Raw genomic sequence first — 19,333 nt, forward strand, 5'->3', positions numbered from 1 at the left:
GCCGCACCACGCCGCGGGGCGCGGCGGGCCCGGCGCCGGAGGCCGGGCGGGAGAAAACCCGGTGCCCCGCTCCCGCCCGCTTCCCTACACTCGCCACACACCGTGCGCCACCACACCGTCCGCAGCGCACGCCGTGACGAACGAGGGGAGCCGGGCCGTGCGTTGCCGCACCGCTGTCGTCGCTTCCCGGTCACGCTACGAGGTGATCCTCGTGTCCTCGTCCGCCCGGTGCCCGCTGCGCGGCCGGCACCGGACGTCCGTGACGAACGCCTGACCTGACACGCAGTCACCTGGTCGGCGCGCCCTGCGGGGGCGCGCCGCGCCGGTGCCTCAACAGCTCCGACCCGGGCTGCTCACAGGCGGCTTCGTCCGGGAACAGCGCCGCCCTTTCCAGAACGCCCCGAAAGGCCCGAGCCGTGCGCACCGACCTGCACCCTCACCCGACCGTCCCGCTGACCGCCGTCCGCAATCTGGGCATCCTCGCCCACGTCGACGCCGGGAAGACCACCGTCACCGAGCGGATCCTCTATCTCACCGGAGCCACCCACAAGCGCGGCGAGGTCCACGACGGCACGACCGTCACCGACTTCGACCCGCAGGAACGCGACCGGGGCATCACCATCTTCGCCGCGGCCGTGAGCTGCGACTGGGACGCCCACCGGATCAACCTGATCGACACCCCGGGCCACGTCGACTTCTCCGACGAGGTGACGCGCTCGCTGCGTGTGCTCGACGGCGCGGTCGCGGTGTTCGACGCCGTCGCGGGCGTCGAGCCGCAGAGCGAGGCGGTGTGGCGGCAGGCCGACCGGTACGGGGTCCCGCGCATCGCGTTCGTCAACAAGCTGGACCGTGCGGGCGCCGACCTCGACTCGGCGGTCGCCTCGATCCGGGAACTCCTGCATCCGGCCCCGCTGGTCGTCCAGTTGCCGATCGGTACGGAGGACGGCTTCACCGGGGTCGTGGATCTGCTGCGCATGCGGGCCCTCGTGTGGGCCGGCGGCGGGGACACGGCCGAGGAGGGGCCCGTACCGGACGCGCTGCGCGACCAGGCGAGGCGGCGGCGCCGGCTTCTGGAGGAAGCGGTGGCGGAGCTGCACCCGCTCGCCCTGGAGGAGTTCTGCGCGGGCTCGAAGCTCTCCGCAGACACGCTGAGGTCGGCGCTGCGCGACCTGACCCGCAGTGGGGACGGCGTGGTCGTGCTGTGCGGCTCGGCCTACCGCAACCGGGGCATCGAACCCCTGCTGGACGCCGTGGTCGCCTATCTGCCCTCGCCGCTGGACGTACCCGCGGCGCGGGGCACCTGGGACGGCACGGAACAGGAGCGGGCCGCCGACCCGGCGGCACCGCTCGCGGCCCTGGCGTTCAAGGTCGAGGCGACCGCCGTGGGACGGCTGACCTTCCTGCGCCTGTACTCGGGAACGATCCGGACGGGAGACACGGTGTGGAACGCGAGCGCACGGGGCACCGAACGCGTCGGCCGGGTACTGCGTGTGCAGGCCGGCCGCCACGCCCAGCTGGACCGGGCGGTGGCCGGCGACATCGTCGCGGTGATCGGGCCGAAGGGCGCGCGCGCCGGATCGACCCTGTGCGCCGCCGGAGCGCCGCTGGTGCTCGAACCGCCGACCGTGGCCGACCCCGTGGTCTCCGCGGCCGTCGAGGCGTGCGCGGGCACGGACACGGACCGGCTGGCGTCGGCGCTGGCGCGACTGATGGAGGAGGACCCCTCACTGGTGGTCAGGACCGACCCCGAGACCGGCCAGACGACGCTGTCCGGCATGGGCGAACTGCATCTGGAGGTGGCCGTGGAGAAGATCCGCCGCGCCCACGGGCTGGACGTCCGGGTCGGCCGGCCGAAGGTGGCCTTCCGGGAGACCGTCGTCCGGGGCGTGGGCGGACTGGTGTACCGGCACGTCAAACAGGACGGCGGCGCCGGTCAGTTCGCCCATGTCGTCCTCGACGTGGAACCGTTGGGGTCGGACACCGGTGCGGACGCGGGCAGCGCGACGGGCTTCGCGTTCCGGTCGGCCGTCGTCGGCGGACGGGTGCCCCAGGAGTACGTCCGTGCGGTGGAGGCAGGCTGCCGTGACGCGCTGGCGGAGGGGCCGATCGGCGGTCACCCCGTGACAGGACTGCGCGTGGTGCTGACCGACGGGGCGACGCACGCGAAGGACTCCTCGGAGATGGCGTTCCGGGCCGCCGGCCGGTTCGCGCTCCGGGAGGCCCTGCGCGCGAGCTCGATGGCCCTCCTGGAGCCGGTGGCCGACGTCACGGTCACCGTGCCGGTCGACGCCGTGGGCGGTGTGCTCGGTGATCTGGCCGTGCGTCGAGGCCGGGTCTCCGGCTCGACCACGCGCGGGGGAGCGGCGGTGATCACCGCCACCGTGCCGCTGGCCGAATTGTTCGGCTACGCGACGCGGCTGCGCGGCCGGACCCAGGGCCGGGGAGTCTTCACCGCCCGGCCCGCCGGCTACGCCCCGGCCCCTGGCCCGTCGTCCCGCACGGCACCGGCCAGGTGACGTCACGACGGTCCCGCCCCCGCACGGCGGGGCCGTCCTGCCCGGACCGGCCGCACCGGTCTCCGCACGCCCCTCGGGGACCGCGTTGCCACAGGGCGCGTCAGGTGACGGCGGGCGCGGGCCCGGAGCTGAGCGCCCCGTGCGCGCGCAGACGGAACGCCCCGGACCCGGTGGTCGTCGCCCTCGTGTTCGCCGGCGGTGGGACCGTCCGTGGCGGGTGCTCTCACGCGGCGGCCCCGAGGACGTCCTCGGCCACCCGCCTGTCGAGCGCCGAGCGGACCAACGCCGCCGCCAGGGCGGCCGGTTCGGTGTTCCCGGCGAGTTCGACCAGCCGACCGGGATCCTCGGGAAGGCCGAGCCGCCCCGCGCCCTGAAGGGCCTTGCCGTCGACGTACGGTGCCGTCTCGGGCCAGACGCGCTGGACCTCGCGCAGGAAGATGTCCGCGCCCGTGGGCCCGATCCCGGGCACCTCCCGCAGGAGCGCGCGCAGCCGGGGCAGGTCGCCGTCGGCCTCGTCCCGCAGGCGCCGCAGGTCGCCGCCCCAACGCTCCGTCAGCATCCGTGCCCCGTCCCCAAGCTGGGTCGCCGTACGTTCGTCGTAGCGCCGGTAGCCGCCGGCGCCGAGTGCGACGACCAGCTTGTGCCGGTCCGCCGCGGCCATCCGCCGGGGATCTTGCAGTCCCGCGTCGTACAGGGCGCGGGCGGTCGCCACGGCGACGGAGGCACGGATGCGCGCGCTCAGCAGGCAGGCCAGGACGAGGGTGCGGTACAGCGGCTGGGGGGTGTTCCGCAGTGTGATGCCCGCCTCCTCCGCGTACGTGCGGCCGTACGAGGCGACGAGCCGCTCGATCACGCGGCGCTGCCGGTCGGTCACGTGCCCGCTCCCTGGGGAGGCCGGAGCGCATCGTGTCCGAGGGTCATCAGCCGGTGGCGCCGCCGCTCGTCCTCGGCCAGGGGCTCCTTCGCCCCGTCCGTCTCGGCGGTGACGGTGTCCACCACCTCGTACATGACGCGGATGTCGTCGTCGGTGAGGTCCGTGCGCCGCTTCTGGAGCAGGGCCAGGACGTGCTGACCGGTGGGCGTGCCCCCGTGCCCGGGCGCCGGCTCCGCGTTGTCGTCGGCGTCGCGGATCCGCAGCCACGCGGCGAGCTCCTGGGACGTCATGTTCACCACACGGTGGAACTCGGCCCACAGCGCGTCGAGTTCGAGGGCGTCGGTCACGGCGTGACTCCTTCCGGGTCGCTTCCGGGGACGAGGGCCCGTGGACGCGCCCGGCTCCCGCGGGGGCCCGGTCCCCACGCGCGGGTGCCCAGGACGGATGGGCGGAAACCGCCTCGATCGTTTCCCGCCGGGGAGGGGTGGGCAGGGCCCCGGAGGGCCTTCCCAGCGGGCGGGCGGCGGTCTATAGTCAAAAACTAGCAGTGCTAATTTACGTGGTTCTCGTCATCACTCCCCCCGTCCCAGTCCGGTGTCCGTCAGGAGTCCTGCCGTGCGTCCCGTCCACTTCGCGGCCGCCCGCCGCACCCCCATCGGCAAGCTGCGCGGAGCCCTCTCCGCCGTACGCCCCGACGATCTCGCCGCGGCCGTGCTCCGCGCGCTCCTCGCCGATGCGCCCGCCCTCGACCCGGCCCGGATCGACGACGTCTACTGGGGCGCCGCCAACCAGGCGGGCGAGGACAACCGCAACGTCGCCCGCATGGCCGCCCTGCTCGCCGGACTCCCCGAGACCGTGCCCGGCGCCACCGTCAACCGGCTGTGCGCCTCCGGCCTGGAGGCCGTCACCACGGCCGCCCGCACGATCGCCGCGGGCGAGGCCGACATCGTGCTCGCCGGCGGGTCCGAGTCCATGAGCCGCGCCCCGTTCGTGCTGCCCCGCCCCGACGAGGCCCTGCCGCACCGCATCGAGACCGTCGACACCCGGCTCGGCTGGCGCCTGGTCAACCCGGCGATGAAGGACCTGCACGGCGTGCTCTCCATGGGCGAGACCGCCGAGGAGGTCGCCGAACGGTACGGCGTCCCGCGCCGACGCCAGGACGAGTTCGCCCTGCGCAGCCACCAGCGCGCCGCGGACGCCCGCAAGAACGGGTACTTCGACGCCGAGCTGCTGCCCGTGACCCGGCCCGACGGAGTCGTCGTCGACACCGACGAGTGCGTCCGCGAGGACACGTCGTACGAGAAGCTGGCCCGCCTCAAGCCGGTGTTCCGCCCCGGCGGCACGGTCACCGCGGGCAACGCCTCACCGATGAACGACGGCGCCGCAGGGCTCCTCCTGGTCAGCGAGGACGCCCTGCGCGAACTGGGGCTGGAATCCCTCGGGCGGTACGTCGCCGGGGCCTCCGCCGGCGTCCACCCCGACGTCATGGGCATCGGACCCGTGCCCGCCACCGAGAAGGCGCTCGGACGGGTCGGCTGGACGGTCGCCGACCTGGAGGAGGCCGAGTTCAACGAGGCGTTCGCCGCCCAGGCCCTGGCCTGCGTGGACCGGCTCGGCATCGACCCGGAGCTGGTCAACCCGACGGGCGGCGCCATCGCACTCGGCCACCCGCTGGGCTGCTCGGGAGCCCGCATCCTCACCACCCTGCTCCACCGCATGCGGCGCTCCGGCGCGGCACGCGGCCTCGCCACGATGTGCGTCGGCGTCGGACAGGGGAGCGCGGTGCTCGTCGAGCGCCCCTGAGAGCCCGGGACGCCACCGCAGAACGACCTGGTCCAGAGCCGCACCAGCACGGAAACGGAGTACTCCTCCATGGCAACCCTGTCCCTCGCGGCGATCCTCGCCGAGAACGCCCGCCGCCGCCCCGGACGGACGGCGCTCGTCGAGGGCGAGCTGCGCCTCACCTTCGCCGAGGTCTGGCAGCGCGCCCTCGCCCAGGCCGGCGCCCTCGTCGGACTCGGCGTACGGCCCGGGGACCGGGTGGCGCTGATGGCGCCCAACACGGCCGAGTTCCCGCAGGCCTACTACGCGATCGCGGCGGCGGGCGGCGTGGTCGTCCCCGTCCACCTGCTGCTGTCCGCCACCGAGGTCGAGCACGTCCTGAAGGACAGCGGCGCCACCCTGCTGCTGTGCCACCCGGCGCAGGCGGAGACCGGCACGGCGGCCGCCCGCACCGCGGACGTCCCGGTCGTCAGCCTCGGCACCGAGTTCGAGTCGCTCGCCGCGCGGGCCGAGCCGCTGCCGTCGTACGTCGGCCGCCAGGCCGACGACCCCGCCGTCGTCTTCTACACCAGCGGCACGACCGGCGTCCCCAAGGGCGCCGTGCTCAGCCACTTCAACCTGGTCATGAACGCGACCGTCAACGCCTTCGACGCCAACGACATCCGCCCCGACGACATCGCCCTCGGCGCGCTCCCGCTGTTCCACGCGTTCGGCCAGACCGTCTCCATGAACTCCACCTGGCGTGCGGGCGCCACCCTCGTCCTGCTGCCGCGCTTCGACGCGGCCCGCGCCGTCGGGCTGATGGTGAAGGAAGGGGTGAACACCTTCCACGGCGTACCGACGATGTTCGTCGCGCTGGCCGCCGTCGCGGCCTCCATGGACGAGCTCCCCGACCTGCGCGTGTGCGTCTCCGGCGGCGCCTCGCTGCCCGTCGCCGTCCTGGAGCGCTTCGAGGAGGCCTTCGGCGCGACGGTCTACGAGGGGTACGGGCTCTCGGAGACCTCGCCGACCGCGACCGTGAACCAGCCCCTCTTCGGCACCAGGCCCGGCACCATCGGCCATCCCCTGTGGGGCGTCGACGTCGAGATCGCGCGCGCCGAGGTCGAGGGCCGGATCGAACTGCTGCCGCCGGGGGAACTCGGCGAGGTCGTCATCCGCGGGCACAACGTCTTCTCCGGATACCTGGGCCGGCCCGAGGCGACCGCCGAGGCCGTGGTCGACGGCTGGTTCCGCAGCGGCGACCTCGGCACCAAGGACGACGACGGCTTCCTGCGGATCGTCGACCGCAAGAAGGACGTCATCATCCGCGGCGGCTTCAACGTCTACCCGCGAGAGGTCGAGGAGGTCCTGGCCCGCCACCCCGGCATCGCCCAGGTCGCGGTCATCGGCCTGCCCGACGAACTGCACGGCGAAGAGGTGTGCGCGGTCGTCGTCCGCGCCCCTGGAGCCGCGCCGGACGCCGCGCAGATCACCGAGTGGTCCAAGGAGCACCTGGGCCGCCACAAGTACCCGCGACGGGTGGAGTTCGCCGACGAGCTGCCGCTCGGCCCGAGCATGAAGGTCCTCAAGCGGGAGCTGCGGGTGCGGTACACGAGGTGACGGCGGCGGGCGCGGCCCCCTGACGGGACGCTCCCGGCCCGGCGGGAACACGGGGGCATAGCATCGGTTCCCGCATGAACACGATGACGCTCTGGCACATATCGCTCTGGGAGTTCGCCGCCCTCGCCGCGGCGGCCGTGCTCGTCGGCTTCTCGAAGACCGCGGTGAGCGGGGCCAACACGGTCAGCCTCGCCGTCTTCGCCGCCGTCCTGCCGGCCCGCGCCTCGACCGGCGTGCTCCTGCCCGTCCTGATCGTCGGTGACGTCCTCGCCGTCCTCACCTACCGGCGGCACGCCCACTGGCCCACGCTGTGGCGGCTGTTCCCCGCCGTCGCCGCGGGTGTCGTCCTCGGCACGCTCTTCCTGGCGCGGGCCGACGACGGGATCGTACGGACGTCCATCGGCGCGATCCTGCTGTTCATGGCGGCGGTCACGCTGTGGCGCCGCCGGACCGCGGACCGGGACCAGGAGCCCGACTCCGTCGTCACGCGGACGGGCCGGATCAAGGCGCGCTCGTACGGGGTCCTCGGCGGCTTCACCACGATGGTCGCCAACGCCGGCGGTCCCGTGATGTCGCTCTACCTGCTCTCCGCCGGCTTCCGCAAGCTGGGCTTCCTCGGCACCTCCGCCTTCTTCTTCCTCATCGTCAACGTGTCCAAGGTGCCCTTCAGCGTCGGGCTCGGCCTGATCGACGGGAACTCGCTGCTGCTCGACGCGGCGCTCGCGGCCTTCGTGCTGCCGGGTGCCCTCCTCGGCAAGTGGGCCGTCGACCGCATCGACCAGCGCCTGTTCGAGCAGCTCGTGATCGCCGCGACGATCGTCGGAGGCGTCCAGCTGCTGCTGCGCTGACCCGCGCCGGCAGCACCTCACGGACCGTCGTCCACGCGCTCCCCGTACGCTCGGCGCCATGTCCCCGCACATCCTGGTCCTCGGCGGTACGACCGAGGCACGCGAGCTCGCCGCCCGCCTCGCGGCGCATCCCGGAGTGCGGGTGACGACATCGCTCGCCGGACGCGTGTCCCGGCCGGGCGCGCTCGACGGGGACGTCCGCGTCGGAGGGTTCGGCGGGGCGGAGGGGCTGGCGTCCTGGCTGCGCGAGCACCGGGCGGACGCCGTCGTCGACGCCACCCACCCCTTCGCCGCGGGCATCACGGCGAACGCGGCGCGGGCCGCCGCGACGGCCGGTGTCCCGGCCGTCGTCCTGCGCCGCCCGGGCTGGTGCCCGGAACCCGCCGACCGCTGGCACCCCGTCGCGTCCCTCGACGAAGCCGCCGCGGCCCTGCCCCGGCTCGGCCGCCGGGTCTTCCTCACCACCGGCCGACTGGGCCTCGCCGCCTTCGCGCGGCTGTCCGCACACCACTTCCTCGTCCGCTCGGTGGAGGCACCCCAGCCGCCGATGCCGCCGCACACGCGGGTGCTGCTGGCCCGCGGCCCGTTCACCGTGTCCGGCGAGCGGGCCCTGCTGCGCGAACACCGCATCGACGTCCTGGTGACGAAGGACAGCGGGGGAGCCGCGACCTCGGCGAAGCTCACCGCCGCCCGTGAACTCGCCCTCCCGGTCGTCGTCGTACGCCGTCCGCCGCTGCCCGCCGGGGTCGTCGCGGTGCCGGACGTGGCCGGAGCCCTGGACCGGCTGGACCTCGGCCCACGGTGACGGACCGCGGAGCCCGACGAGGGACGGTGCGTGCCGGTCGCCCCGTCTCCGTGCGCAGGCGTCGCCGGCCGGGTCCGCCCGGGGCGGACCCGGGTGCCCACCCGCCGCCTGCGCCTACCCGCGCGGACGCCTGCGCAGCAGATACGTGTCCATGATCCAGCCCTTGCGCTCCCTGGCCTCCGCGCGCAGGCGCTCGATCCGCGGGGCCGCCTCCGCCAGGGGACCCGAGTCGAGGATCTCGTCCGGGGTGCCGATGTAGGCGCCCCAGTAGATGTCGATGTCCTGGTCGGCGTACTGCCGGAAGGTCTGGTGCGCGTCGAGCATCACCACGACGTCGTCCACGTCCTCGGGGAAACCCTCTGCCAGCCGGCGCCCCGTGGTGATCTGGACGGGCCGCGCGACGCGGTTGAGGCCCGTGCGGTGTCTGGCGACGAGGGCCGAGACGCTGCTGATGCCGGGCACCACGTCGTAAGTGAACGCCACCGCGCCCCGGCCGAGGATCTCCTCCAGGATGCCGAGCGTGCTGTCGTACAGCGCGGGATCGCCCCACACCAGGAAGGCGCCGCTCTCGTCCTCGCCCAGCTCCTCGGCGATCAGCCGCTCGTAGATCTCCGCGCGGGCGCTGCGCCAGTCCCCGACGGCGGGGGAGTACGCCGCACCCCCGGCGGCCCGGTCCCGGTCCGGATCGCGCGCCTCGACCAGCCGGTACGCCCCCTGCGGCACGTGCGCGTCGAGGATGTCCCGGCGCAGCCCGACGAGGTCGGACTTCACCTCGCCCTTGTCCAGGATGAAGAACACGTCCGTGCTCCTCAGCGCCCTGACCGCCTGCAGGGTCAGCTGCTCGGGGTCGCCCGCCCCAATACCGATGACATGTATCTTTCGCACGCACCGAGTCTGCCGCACGCCGCGGGCGCCCGGCGCACCGCGTCCGCGGAGCGGTCCCCGGCGCCGCGCGGACCGCCACCACCGATCCGGACGGTGATCCCCGCACCGCCGGACCCGGGATCCCCGCACCGTCGGCCTCGGTCTACCGGGTCCCGGCCCCGGTCAGCCGGGGCGCCCGCTCCCCGGCGTCGACCGCCGTCCCGGACCGCTCCACGCCGCCCGCCAACTCCCGCGCCCAGTCGGCGAGTTCCGCCAGGGCCATGCCGTACGGCCGGGGCCGGTCCGTCTCGGCGGCCCACTGCTCGACGGCCCCGGCGCCACGCCGCAGCAGCCGGGCGCCGCCCGTCGTGTTGCCCCGGGCCGCGTGGGTGAGACCCACCGCGAGCTGGGCCAGCCCGCGCCACAGCCCGCGCTCCTCCTCGGGGCCCGACTTCCAGGCGTCCTCGAAGACCTCGTGCGCGTGGAACGGCCTGCCCGCGTCCAGCAGCGCCTGCGCCTGCGCGACCGTCTCCGCCGGAGTGCGCACGACCCCTTCCGGCTGCCGCTCCACCCCGTCCGCGCCGTACGGCAGGGGGCGGCCCAGCCCGTCCCGCGGCCGGGCGTTGCGTGCCCGTCCCTCCGTGTCGCGGTCGCGTCCGTCGTTCGTCCGGCCCTCAGAAGTCCCGGTCATCCTCCGATTGTCCCGCCCGGGGCGCGGCGCCGCCCCGGCGCCCCCTTCGGACCCGCCGCCGACGTGCGGTAAAGTTCTGTACGCGCCGTTCCGCGGTTCACCTCGGAAGGCGCACCGGGACGTGGCGCAGCTTGGTAGCGCACTTGACTGGGGGTCAAGGGGTCGCAGGTTCAAATCCTGTCGTCCCGACTTTTCGAAGTCGCAGGTCAGGGGCCGCTTCAGAGCAATCTGAAGCGGCCCCTCGATCATTTCTGGGGACCAGTTGGGGACCGGCGCGCTTGGCCGCGTCAGTTTCGTGGGTGTCCCCGTGCACGCTCCACGGTTCCCCCACGGGCACGCAGCGCTACCTGCACCCCGACGTGCCCAAGATCACCGCCGCCGGCGCCGCTCTCTGGCACACGACCGGCCCCCGCGCCCGCTCGTGGTTCCGGTGAGCGGACGCGGGGTCCGAGGGAGCGCCCGGTGGGGCCCGGGTGGGGCACGGGCGGATCGCGTCCCTCAGGCGGTGGGGAAGTCGTCGGCGGTGCGGATGCGGTCGCGGATCCAGACCCCGGCCGGCTTGAGCGAAGTGGTGCCGGTCCACAAGCCGTTGCGGTCGCAGGTGCCCGTCTTGAAGACCGCTCCGGTGCGGTTGTCGTCGGAGAAGTTCCAGTTGGTCCAGCTGATCTTCTTGGCCGCCATCAGGTCGAGGTACTTCTGCGACATGCTGAAGTCGTTGCTGCCCTCGCCCGCGTAGTTCTGGGTGCCGAACCCGGTGACGAACACGGGGATCCGGTCGGCGGCGCGGGACAGGGTGCCGAGGTACTCCTCGCGGTGCGACGCGTTCGGCGAAGTAGCCGCCCGCCGCTTCGAAGGAGGCGCGGAGGACGCCCAACGCTGCGTCGAGTGGGTGGGCCGCGTCCCTGCCGTCGAGGACGAGGGCCTCTGTGGCTGGGCGTGGCACCGCGGGGGCCGCGGCCTACGTGTCGGTGCGTGCGCTGGGCGAGCAGACCGTCCCGGTGGCGTACGGGCTGGCGGGCGCGGCAGCTACGACGGCGGGCGGCCGGGCGGAAAGCCGGGGCGCAAAGCCCCGCCGGGAGCGCGGCAGGCGGCCGGACCGGGGGCGGGGGTGTGGGGGGTGGGCGGCGGCCCGGAGCGGGGAGGAGGAAGGTCACCCCGGGCCGCCGCCGCGCGGTACGGACGGCGCCGATCAGCCGATGTGGAAGGAGTCCCCGTAAACCTTCCAGTCCAGCGGGGTGTTGAGGTTGAGGTTGCCCTTGTTGAGCCACACCCGCTGCGCCGTGTCCACGCGGCTGGTGTCGCTGTGCGCCTCTTCCTGCTTCATCGCCCAGACGCGGGCGTCGAGGAAGGCGTTGAGCCAGGTGGTCTCGTTGCCACCCTGGGACGGGGGCTTGGCCTTGGAGAGGGCGCGCTTGCGGATGTTGCGGAAGCTGGTGGAGTCGTCGCCGTCACCGTGCATGACGATCGCGTCGTAGTAGGTGAACTGGCCGAGCGTGCCCACCCCGTCGGCCTTGCCCTGCTTGACGGCGGGGTTGAAGTAGACGCGGTCGCGCTCGTGGTCCTGGGCCTTCTTGAAGGCGGAGTCATTCGCTGCCCTGGCCCAGTCACTGGTGAAGTTGGGGTCGAGGTCCTCGTGCGAGTCGGTGCCGTTGACCCTGCGCAGGGCGGGGAGGTACCTGGCGAGGACGTTGTCCGGCTTGACGCTCGTGTAGTACTCGACGAGGTCGAGCATGTCGCCGGTGCCGGAACAGAAGCCGATGATCCCGGCCGTGTAGCCGCGCTCGTCGCCTATGTCCTCGATGTACTTGTACTGCGCCTTCCAGTTCAGCGAGGAGTTCTCCGCGCTGGAGACGATCTGCATGGCGATGTCCTTCTTCACCGGATCGTCGAGCCCGACGGCAGCGGCCGCCGAGGCGCTCACGGCGGCCTGGTCCGCGCTGGTGGCGGCGGTCGCGTGGGCGGTGACGGGTGCGGCGATCAGGGCAGCGCCGAGCAGGGCGCCGACGGCCAGTCGCATGCGGTGGGGGGTGAACACGGTGCCTCCATAAGGAAGTTGATGCTCGGGCGACTTGTTAGGAAACTTTACTACCAGACGTCGCGCCGACTCAATACCCCGCAACCGGCCGAGATGGTTCCGCGTGGCGCCCGCTGCGGCGGGCGCGGGTCCCGAGGAAAGCGCTTCCTCATCGGCCGCCATACCGACCTGATCACCCTGATCCAGCTGCTCACCACCGTGATGGTCCTGGTCCAGGCCCTCGCGCAGATCCTGGCGCTGACCGTGCTCCGCAAGCGCCAGCCGACGCTGAGGCGGCCGTACCGGATGTGGCTGTACCCGCTGCCGAGCGCGGTCGCACTGGTCGGCTGGCTGGTCATCTACGGCTACGCCGACACCAACTCCCCCGGTCGACACCCCGTCGAGTGGTCGCCGGCCTGGCTGGCGCTTGGCTGCGTGGCCTTCGTCGCGTGGGCCCGCTTCGAGAAGGCCTGGCCGTTCGGGCCGCGGGAGATCAGCGAGGAGTACCTGGAGGAGCGGCCCGCCTCCGTGTGACCCCGTAGGACCACGAAGGGCGGCGGTCCCGGGGTGTCAGTGCCCCGGGCCCGCCGCCCTCCTGTGCGCGTCGGCCTCGTGCGAGCGCGGCGGCGCAGTCGGGGAAGGCCCTGCCCCACCTCCGTGAGTGGCGTGAAACCGTGCGCGGCGGGCCGCCGACCGCGAAAACGCTTGGACCGCGCCCGCGGCGTCGCGACACACTGCGGTTCCCGGACCGCCCGGACGTGCGTGTCGGAGCCGGCGCGAGGCGCGTGACCGTCGTCGTCACCCCTCGCGTCGCCGGCCGGACGACCCCGGAGCGGTCGCCGTACGACGACACGGGGGGTGGGATGGGACCGGTCATGTCGCGTGGGACTCCGCCCGGAAAAGGGGCGGTGTCCCTCGCACTTCGTTTCTACGGACGGGAGTTGGTCCGGCTGCGGTGGCTGGCGGTGCCCGCCGTGCTGCTGCCGGCGCTGGGCAACATCGGCCTCAACTACCTCGCCCCGCTCGTCGTCGCCAAGCTCGTCGGCCGCATCGCCGGGGACGCCGGAGTGGGCCTCGGCCAGACCCTGCCCTACGTACTCGGCTTCGCCGGCGTGCTGCTGCTCGCGGAGCTGCTGTGGCGCGTCGGCCTGCACTGCCTGAACCGTGTCGACGCCCTCGGCATCGAGCACCTGTACGTCATCGGCATGGACGAGCTGTTCGCCAAGGACGCCGCGTTCTTCCACGACAACTTCGCGGGGTCGCTGACGAAGCGGGTCCTGAGCTTCGCCTCCCGCTTCGAGGAGGGCGTCGACACCCTGACGTTCTCGGTCGTGGGCAGCCTCGTACCGCTGATCTTCGGGTCGGTGGTGCTGTGGCACTACGAACCACTGCTCGTGGTCGGGCTCCTGGTGATGATCGCGCTGACGGCGCTGTGCGTGGCGCCCCTCATCCGGCGCCGCCAGGCACTCGTCGGCCGGCGCGAGGAGGCGATCGCCCGGGTGTCCGGACACGTCGCCGACAGCCTGATGAACATGGACACGGTCCGGGCCTTCGCCGCCGAGGAGGGCGAGGCCGCCGAGCACCGCTCCCGCGTCGCGGAGTCACGACGGCTCACGCTGCGGTCGTGGGACTACGGCAACCTGCGCATCGACACGCTGGTCGCGCCGATGTCCGTCCTGACGAACGCGCTCGGCCTGCTGCTCGCGGTCGCCCTCGGCGGCGGCAGGCTCGGCGTCGAAGCGGTCGTGGTCGCCTTCATGTACTACACCAACGCGACACGGATCATGTTCGAGTTCAACCAGATCTACCGCCGTCTGGAGAGCTCGATGACGGAGGCCGCGCAGTTCACCGAGCTGCTGCTGACACCGCCGACCGTGCTCGACCCGCCGTCCCCGCAGCCGCTGCTGTCCCGGGCCGCCGACGTCCGCTTCGAGCACGTCACCTTCGCCCACTCCGGCGCGCGGCCGCTCTTCGAGGGCCTCGACCTGGCCGTGCCCAGCGGGGCGAAGGTCGGTCTCGTCGGCCGGTCCGGCGGCGGCAAGACCACGCTCACCCGGCTGCTGCTGCGGATGACGGACATCGACGGCGGACGGATCCTGATCGGCGGCCAGGACATCAGCGCGCTGCGCCAGGCCGACCTGCGCAGCCTGATCGCCTACGTCCCCCAGGACCCGGCGATGTTCCACCGCACCCTGCGCGCCAACATCGCCTTCGCCCGGCCGGACGCCACCGACGCCGAGATCCGCCGCGCGGCCGAGGCGGCGCACGTCACGGAGTTCGCCGACGCGCTGCCGGAGGGCTTCGACACCATGGTCGGCGAGCGCGGCGTGAAACTGTCCGGCGGCCAGCGCCAGCGGGTCGCCCTCGCCCGGGCGATCCTGCGCGACGCGCCGGTCCTGCTCCTCGACGAGGCCACCAGCGCCCTGGACTCCGAGAGCGAGCTCCTCGTGCAGGAGGCGCTGTGGCGGCTCATGGAAGGGCGGACGGCGCTCGTCGTCGCGCACCGGCTGAGCACGGTCGCCGGCATGGACCGGCTCGTCGTCCTGGACCGCGGCCGGATCGTCGAACAGGGCACCCACCAGGAACTGCTCGCCCGCGCCGGCACCTACGCGAAGCTGTGGCAGCACCAGTCCGGCGGCTTCCTCGACGACAGCCCCGCGCGGGCCCGGCTGCCCTGACCGCGAGGACCCCGGCGGGGCGAGAAGCCGCCGGAGTGGCCTGCTTCACAGCGGGGGAGTGGGCCGCCTCACATGGCGCGGAACGGGCGGGGCCGACACCATGGTGCGCGTCACCGGCAGGCTGAAGGGATCCCGCATGTTCCGCAAGGTGCTGGTCGCCAACCGAGGTGAGATCGCGATCCGCGCGTTCCGTGCCGGCTATGAGCTGGGCGCGCGGACCGTGGCCGTCTTCCCGCACGAGGACCGCAACTCACTGCACCGGTTGAAGGCCGACGAGGCCTACGAGATCGGTGAGCCCGGGCACCCGGTGCGGGCGTATCTCTCCGTCGAGGAGATCGTCCGCGCGGCCCGCAGGGCGGGAGCGGACGCGGTCTATCCGGGCTACGGGTTCCTCTCGGAGAACCCCGACCTGGCCCGCGCCTGCGAGGCGGCCGGCATCACCTTCGTGGGGCCCGGCACCGAGACGCTCGAACTGACCGGGAACAAGGCGCGCGCGGTGGCCGCCGCCCGCGCGGCCGGCGTGCCGGTACTCGGGTCCTCGGCCCCCTCCACCGACGTGGACGAACTCGTCCGGGCCGCCGAGGACGTCGGGTTCCCGGTGTTCGTCAAGGCGGTCGCCGGCGGCGGCGGGCGCGGCATGCGCCGCGTCGAGGACCCCGCCCAGCTCCGCGAGTCCATCGAGGCCGCGTCGCGCGAGGCCGCCTCCGCGTTCGGCGACCCGACGGTCTTCCTGGAGAGGGCCGTCATCGAGCCCCGGCACATCGAGGTGCAGATCCTCGCCGACGGGCAGGGCAACGTCATCCACCTGTTCGAGCGCGACTGTTCGGTGCAGCGCCGCCACCAGAAGGTGATCGAGCTGGCCCCCGCGCCGAACCTCGACCCGGCGCTGCGCGAGCGGATCTGCGCCGACGCCGTGCGGTTCGCCCGGGAGATCGGCTACCGCAACGCCGGCACCGTGGAGTTCCTCCTCGACCGCGACGGCAACCACGTCTTCATCGAGATGAACCCGCGCATCCAGGTCGAGCACACGGTGACCGAGGAGGTCACCGACGTCGACCTCGTGCAGGCCCAGCTGCGCATCGCCTCCGGTGAGACCCTGGCCGACCTCGGCCTCTCCCAGGAGACCGTCACCCTGCACGGCGCCGCCCTCCAGTGCCGTATCACCACCGAGGACCCGGCCAACGGCTTCCGCCCGGACACCGGCCGGATCAGCGCCTACCGCTCGCCGGGCGGTTCCGGGATCCGGCTGGACGGCGGCACCACCCACGCCGGTACGGAGATCAGCGCCCACTTCGACTCGATGCTGGTCAAGCTCACCTGCCGGGGCCGGGACTTCGACACCGCGATCGGCCGGGCCCGGCGTGCCGTCGCCGAGTTCCGCATCCGCGGCGTGGCCACGAACATCCCGTTCCTCCAGGCCGTGCTCGACGACCCGGACTTCCGGGGCGGCCGGGTCACGACCTCGTTCATCGAACAGCGCCCGCACCTGCTCACGGCACGCCACTCCGCCGACCGCGGCACGAAACTGCTCACCTATCTCGCCGACGTCACGGTGAACAAGCCGCACGGTGAACGGCCCGAGCTGGTCGACCCCACCACCAAGATCCCGGCCGTGCCGGCCGGGGAACCGCCCGCCGGCTCCCGGCAGCGGCTCGTCGAGCTGGGCCCCGACGGCTTCGCCCGGTGGCTGCGCGCGTCACCGGCCATCGGCGTCACCGACACCACGTTCCGCGACGCCCACCAGTCACTGCTCGCCACCCGCGTCCGCACCAAGGACATGCTCGCCATCGCCCCCGTGGTGGCCAGGACCCTGCCCGAACTGCTGTCCCTGGAGTGCTGGGGCGGCGCCACCTACGACGTCGCCCTCCGCTTCCTCGCCGAGGATCCCTGGGAACGCCTGGCCGCACTGCGCGAGGCGGTGCCGAACATCTGCCTGCAGATGCTGCTGCGCGGCCGCAACACGGTGGGCTACACGCCGTACCCGACCGAGGTGACCGACGCCTTCGTGCAGGAGGCGGCGGCCACCGGCATCGACATCTTCCGGATCTTCGACGCGCTGAACGACGTCGGACAGATGCGGCCCGCCATCGACGCCGTACGGGAGACCGGAACGGCCGTCGCCGAGGTCGCCCTGTGCTACACCTCCGACCTGTCCGACCCGTCCGAGCGGCTGTACACCCTGGACTACTACCTCCGCCTGGCCGAGCAGATCGTCGAGGCGGGCGCCCATGTCCTCGCCGTCAAGGACATGGCTGGCCTGCTGCGCGCCCCGGCCGCCGCCACACTCGTATCGGCGCTGCGCCGCGAGTTCGACCTGCCGGTGCACATCCACACCCACGACACCGCGGGCGGCCAGCTCGCCACCTACCTGGCCGCGATCCAGGCCGGAGCGGACGCGGTCGACGGAGCGGTGGCGTCCATGGCCGGGACCACCTCCCAGCCGTCGCTGTCGGGCATCGTCGCGGCGACCGACTACTCCGAGCGGCCGACCGGGCTGAGCCTGCGGGCCGTGGGCGACCTGGAGCCGTACTGGGAGAGCGTCCGCAGGATCTACGCGCCCTTCGAGGCGGGCCTCGCCTCGCCGACGGGGCGGGTCTACCACCACGAGATCCCCGGCGGGCAGCTGTCCAACCTGCGCACGCAGGCCGTCGCGCTGGGCCTCGGCGACCGCTTCGAGGAGATCGAGGCGATGTACGCCGCCGCCGACCGGATCCTCGGCCACCTGGTGAAGGTCACCCCCTCGTCGAAGGTGGTCGGCGACCTCGCCCTCCACCTGGTCGGCGCCGGCGTCGACCCGGAGGACTTCGAGGCCCGCCCGGACCGGTTCGACATCCCGGACTCCGTCATCGGCTTCCTCCGCGGCGAGCTGGGCAATCCGCCCGGCGGGTGGCCCGAGCCGTTCCGCACCCGGGCGCTGGAGGGCCGCGCCGCGCCGAAGCCCCGGGAGGAGCTGACCGCGGACGACCGCGACGGTCTGGTGAAGGACCGGCGGGCGACGCTCAACCGGCTGCTGTTCCCCGGGCCGACCCGCGAGTTCGAGACGCACCGGCAGACCTACGGCGACACCAGCGTGCTCGACAGCAAGGACTTCTTCTACGGGCTGCGTCCGGGCAAGGAGTACGCGGTCGACCTCGAACCGGGCGTCCGGCTGCTCATCGAGCTGGAGGCCGTGGGCGAGGCCGACGAACGAGGCATGCGCACCGTGATGTCGGCGTTGAACGGCCAGCTGAGGCCGATCCAGGTGCGCGACGCCGCCGTCTCCTCCGACATCCCGGCCACGGAGAAGGCCGACCGTGCCGACTCCGGCCACGTCGCCGCGCCGTTCGCGGGAGTGGTGACGCTCGCCGTCACCGAGGGGGACGAGATCGAGGCCGGTGCCACGGTGGCCACCATCGAGGCGATGAAGATGGAGGCCGCGGTCACCGCCTCCAGGAGCGGCACGGTGTCGCGGCTGGCCATCAACCGCATCCAGCAGGTGGAGGGCGGCGACCTGCTCGTGGAGATCGCCTGACGTTCCGGTGGCCGGCGTGTCGCCGATCACGGCGCCGTGCGCGCGGTGAGCCAGTCCGGGTCGGACCAGACCGCGGTCACCGGCACCCGGCCCGCGTAGCCCGGGTCCGTCTCCAGCCGCGTCCGGACGCTCGCGTGCACGTGGGCGTCCGGGGGCAGCCGGCGGCGGCGGTAGGTGAGCAGTGACCAGACCCAGCCCATCCGGTGCACGGTGCCGAGGGCGTCCTCCGGCACGAGGGCCACCTCGCGGGCGTAGGCTCCTGGCTTCAGCCGCAGACCCGCCTCGAGGGCGCCGTCCACGACCCACTTGAGGGCGACACTGGGGAGCCGGGGGTCGTCGTCGAAGGTGCCGCCCACGTCGGAGTGCACCCCGGCGAACCACACCTGCTCGACCGAGGCGGACCGCTTTCCCTCTCCGGGGGTGACGAGGTACTCGCGGTAGGGCCGGCGCTTCTCGTCGATGGACATGGCGTGCCGGACGCGGCGGACTCCCGGGGCCTGCCGCGTGTACGGCCACCGCACGTTCCACCGCAGCACGCCTGCGGCCTTCACGGAGTCCCAGATGCCCAGGTACTCGACGGGGATGCCGACGCGGCCGTCGACTGCGTTGCTGAAGGCGCCCGCGAAGCGGTGCAGTTGGGCCCAGTCCTGCGAGGACCAGTCCTTGTTCTTCGCGTACACGGACACGGCGTAGGGGACGAGGTTCTCCATGCCGGGCCGCATCAGCCCGACGGCCTTCAGCATGCCCGTGAGCGCACGGGCGGTGTAGGCACCCCGGCTGAAGCCGAACACGTAGATACGGTCACCGGGTTCGTAGTGCCTCATCAGATACGTGTACGCCTCGGCCAGGTTGTCCCTCATTCCGGATCCGATGGCCAGGCCGAGCAGTTTCGACAGGCGGCGGCCCGCCGGTGTCCAGGCGCCCGCCGCGGAGAAGGTGCCGACGCCCGGGTCGTAGTACGCGATCTGCCGGGCGGGAACGGCCAGGTCCAGCATCTCGTAGAGCCGGACGACGTTGGTGTTCCCTTTCGCCTTCAACTGGTTGCCCGTGCCGTCCAGACAGACGACGAGATTCTTGGCCATGTCGGGCCTCGCGTTCCCTGAGGGCGACGGTCGACGGTGAGCGGAGCCACCCGCGTGGGTATACCGGGA

Annotated in this window: 14 protein-coding genes, 1 tRNA gene and 1 pseudogene; 9 read left to right on the forward strand and 7 right to left on the reverse strand. The window is 73.2% G+C overall.

The window, feature by feature from the left end:
• Positions 1 to 416: 416 nt before the first annotated feature.
• Positions 417 to 2,516, forward strand: a complete 2,100-nt coding sequence (fusA, locus tag AC0ZLC_RS16030; protein WP_476752631.1) for an elongation factor G — start codon at positions 417 to 419, stop codon at positions 2,514 to 2,516.
• Between the two features lie 223 nt (positions 2,517 to 2,739).
• Here fusA and AC0ZLC_RS16035 read toward each other — a convergent pair whose 3' ends face one another.
• A complete protein-coding gene (locus AC0ZLC_RS16035; protein WP_476752632.1) occupies positions 2,740 to 3,390 on the reverse strand; it encodes an HhH-GDP family DNA glycosylase in 651 nt (216 codons plus the stop codon).
• Positions 3,387 to 3,737, reverse strand: coding sequence for a DUF3140 domain-containing protein (locus AC0ZLC_RS16040; protein WP_476752633.1), 351 nt, complete (start codon positions 3,735 to 3,737; stop codon positions 3,387 to 3,389). The genes AC0ZLC_RS16035 and AC0ZLC_RS16040 overlap by 4 nt, the downstream gene beginning before the upstream one ends.
• 268 nt (positions 3,738 to 4,005) lie before the next feature.
• Between AC0ZLC_RS16040 and AC0ZLC_RS16045 the strand changes: the two genes are divergently transcribed.
• The 4 genes from AC0ZLC_RS16045 to AC0ZLC_RS16060 all read left to right on the forward strand — a co-directional run bounded on the left by AC0ZLC_RS16045 (position 4,006) and on the right by AC0ZLC_RS16060 (position 8,424).
• Positions 4,006 to 5,193 (forward strand): thiolase family protein, encoded by a 1,188-nt coding sequence (locus tag AC0ZLC_RS16045; protein ID WP_476752634.1) that lies wholly within the window; start codon positions 4,006 to 4,008, stop codon positions 5,191 to 5,193.
• A 69-nt stretch (positions 5,194 to 5,262) separates the two neighbouring features.
• Positions 5,263 to 6,771 carry a long-chain-fatty-acid--CoA ligase gene (locus tag AC0ZLC_RS16050; RefSeq protein WP_476752635.1) on the forward strand — a complete coding sequence of 503 codons (1,509 nt, stop codon included), beginning with the start codon at positions 5,263 to 5,265 and terminating at the stop codon, positions 6,769 to 6,771.
• Between the two features lie 74 nt (positions 6,772 to 6,845).
• Positions 6,846 to 7,619, forward strand: a complete 774-nt coding sequence (locus AC0ZLC_RS16055; RefSeq protein ID WP_476752636.1) for a sulfite exporter TauE/SafE family protein — start codon at positions 6,846 to 6,848, stop codon at positions 7,617 to 7,619.
• A gap of 58 nt (positions 7,620 to 7,677) precedes the next feature.
• Positions 7,678 to 8,424, forward strand: coding sequence for a cobalt-precorrin-6A reductase (locus AC0ZLC_RS16060; RefSeq protein ID WP_476752637.1), 747 nt, complete (start codon positions 7,678 to 7,680; stop codon positions 8,422 to 8,424).
• A gap of 114 nt (positions 8,425 to 8,538) precedes the next feature.
• On the opposite strand, the gene cobF is transcribed toward AC0ZLC_RS16060, so the two are convergent.
• Together cobF and AC0ZLC_RS16070 are read right to left on the reverse strand one after the other, a co-directional pair.
• Positions 8,539 to 9,309, reverse strand: a complete 771-nt coding sequence (gene cobF / locus AC0ZLC_RS16065; protein WP_476752638.1) for a precorrin-6A synthase (deacetylating) — start codon at positions 9,307 to 9,309, stop codon at positions 8,539 to 8,541.
• 142 nt (positions 9,310 to 9,451) lie between these two features.
• Positions 9,452 to 9,979, reverse strand: a complete 528-nt coding sequence (locus tag AC0ZLC_RS16070) for a DUF309 domain-containing protein (protein ID WP_476752639.1) — start codon at positions 9,977 to 9,979, stop codon at positions 9,452 to 9,454.
• Positions 9,980 to 10,094: 115 nt separating this feature from the next.
• Here AC0ZLC_RS16070 and AC0ZLC_RS16075 point away from each other — a divergent pair.
• A tRNA-Pro gene (locus AC0ZLC_RS16075) sits at positions 10,095 to 10,168 on the forward strand.
• Between the two features lie 309 nt (positions 10,169 to 10,477).
• Here the strand turns inward: AC0ZLC_RS16075 and AC0ZLC_RS16080 are convergent.
• Together AC0ZLC_RS16080 and AC0ZLC_RS16085 are read right to left on the reverse strand one after the other, a co-directional pair.
• A complete protein-coding gene (locus tag AC0ZLC_RS16080; RefSeq protein ID WP_476752884.1) occupies positions 10,478 to 11,005 on the reverse strand; it encodes a cellulase family glycosylhydrolase in 528 nt (175 codons plus the stop codon).
• A gap of 163 nt (positions 11,006 to 11,168) precedes the next feature.
• Positions 11,169 to 11,996, reverse strand: coding sequence for a chitosanase (locus AC0ZLC_RS16085; protein WP_476752885.1), 828 nt, complete (start codon positions 11,994 to 11,996; stop codon positions 11,169 to 11,171).
• Positions 11,997 to 12,158: 162 nt separating this feature from the next.
• On the opposite strand from AC0ZLC_RS16085, the pseudogene AC0ZLC_RS16090 reads away from it, so the two are divergent.
• From AC0ZLC_RS16090 to AC0ZLC_RS16100, 3 genes and pseudogenes are all read left to right on the forward strand, one after another.
• A pseudogene (locus AC0ZLC_RS16090) lies at positions 12,159 to 12,527 on the forward strand (amino acid permease); the annotation flags it as partial.
• A 329-nt stretch (positions 12,528 to 12,856) separates the two neighbouring features.
• A complete protein-coding gene (locus AC0ZLC_RS16095; protein WP_476752640.1) occupies positions 12,857 to 14,671 on the forward strand; it encodes an ABC transporter ATP-binding protein in 1,815 nt (604 codons plus the stop codon).
• A gap of 136 nt (positions 14,672 to 14,807) precedes the next feature.
• Complete coding sequence (locus tag AC0ZLC_RS16100; RefSeq protein WP_476752641.1) at positions 14,808 to 18,182, forward strand: pyruvate carboxylase; 3,375 nt, start codon at positions 14,808 to 14,810, stop codon at positions 18,180 to 18,182.
• A 26-nt stretch (positions 18,183 to 18,208) separates the two neighbouring features.
• Here AC0ZLC_RS16100 and AC0ZLC_RS16105 read toward each other — a convergent pair whose 3' ends face one another.
• Entirely contained in the window at positions 18,209 to 19,264 is a 1,056-nt protein-coding gene (locus tag AC0ZLC_RS16105; protein ID WP_476752642.1) for a DUF2235 domain-containing protein, read from the reverse strand.
• Between the last annotated feature and the right edge of the window lie 69 nt (positions 19,265 to 19,333).

It is taken from the genome of Streptomyces sp. GLSS-08 (assembly GCF_056387915.1).

Coding starts and splice junctions, on each gene's coding strand:
- AC0ZLC_RS16095 (WP_476752640.1), top strand. CDS start 12,857: ATGGGACCGGTCATGTCGCGTGGGACTCCGCCCGGAAAAGGGGCGGTG.
- AC0ZLC_RS16105 (WP_476752642.1), bottom strand. CDS start 19,264: ATGGCCAAGAATCTCGTCGTCTGTCTGGACGGCACGGGCAACCAGTTG.
- AC0ZLC_RS16050 (WP_476752635.1), top strand. CDS start 5,263: ATGGCAACCCTGTCCCTCGCGGCGATCCTCGCCGAGAACGCCCGCCGC.
- AC0ZLC_RS16055 (WP_476752636.1), top strand. CDS start 6,846: ATGAACACGATGACGCTCTGGCACATATCGCTCTGGGAGTTCGCCGCC.
- AC0ZLC_RS16070 (WP_476752639.1), bottom strand. CDS start 9,979: ATGACCGGGACTTCTGAGGGCCGGACGAACGACGGACGCGACCGCGAC.
- AC0ZLC_RS16060 (WP_476752637.1), top strand. CDS start 7,678: ATGTCCCCGCACATCCTGGTCCTCGGCGGTACGACCGAGGCACGCGAG.
- AC0ZLC_RS16085 (WP_476752885.1), bottom strand. CDS start 11,996: ATGCGACTGGCCGTCGGCGCCCTGCTCGGCGCTGCCCTGATCGCCGCA.
- AC0ZLC_RS16100 (WP_476752641.1), top strand. CDS start 14,808: ATGTTCCGCAAGGTGCTGGTCGCCAACCGAGGTGAGATCGCGATCCGC.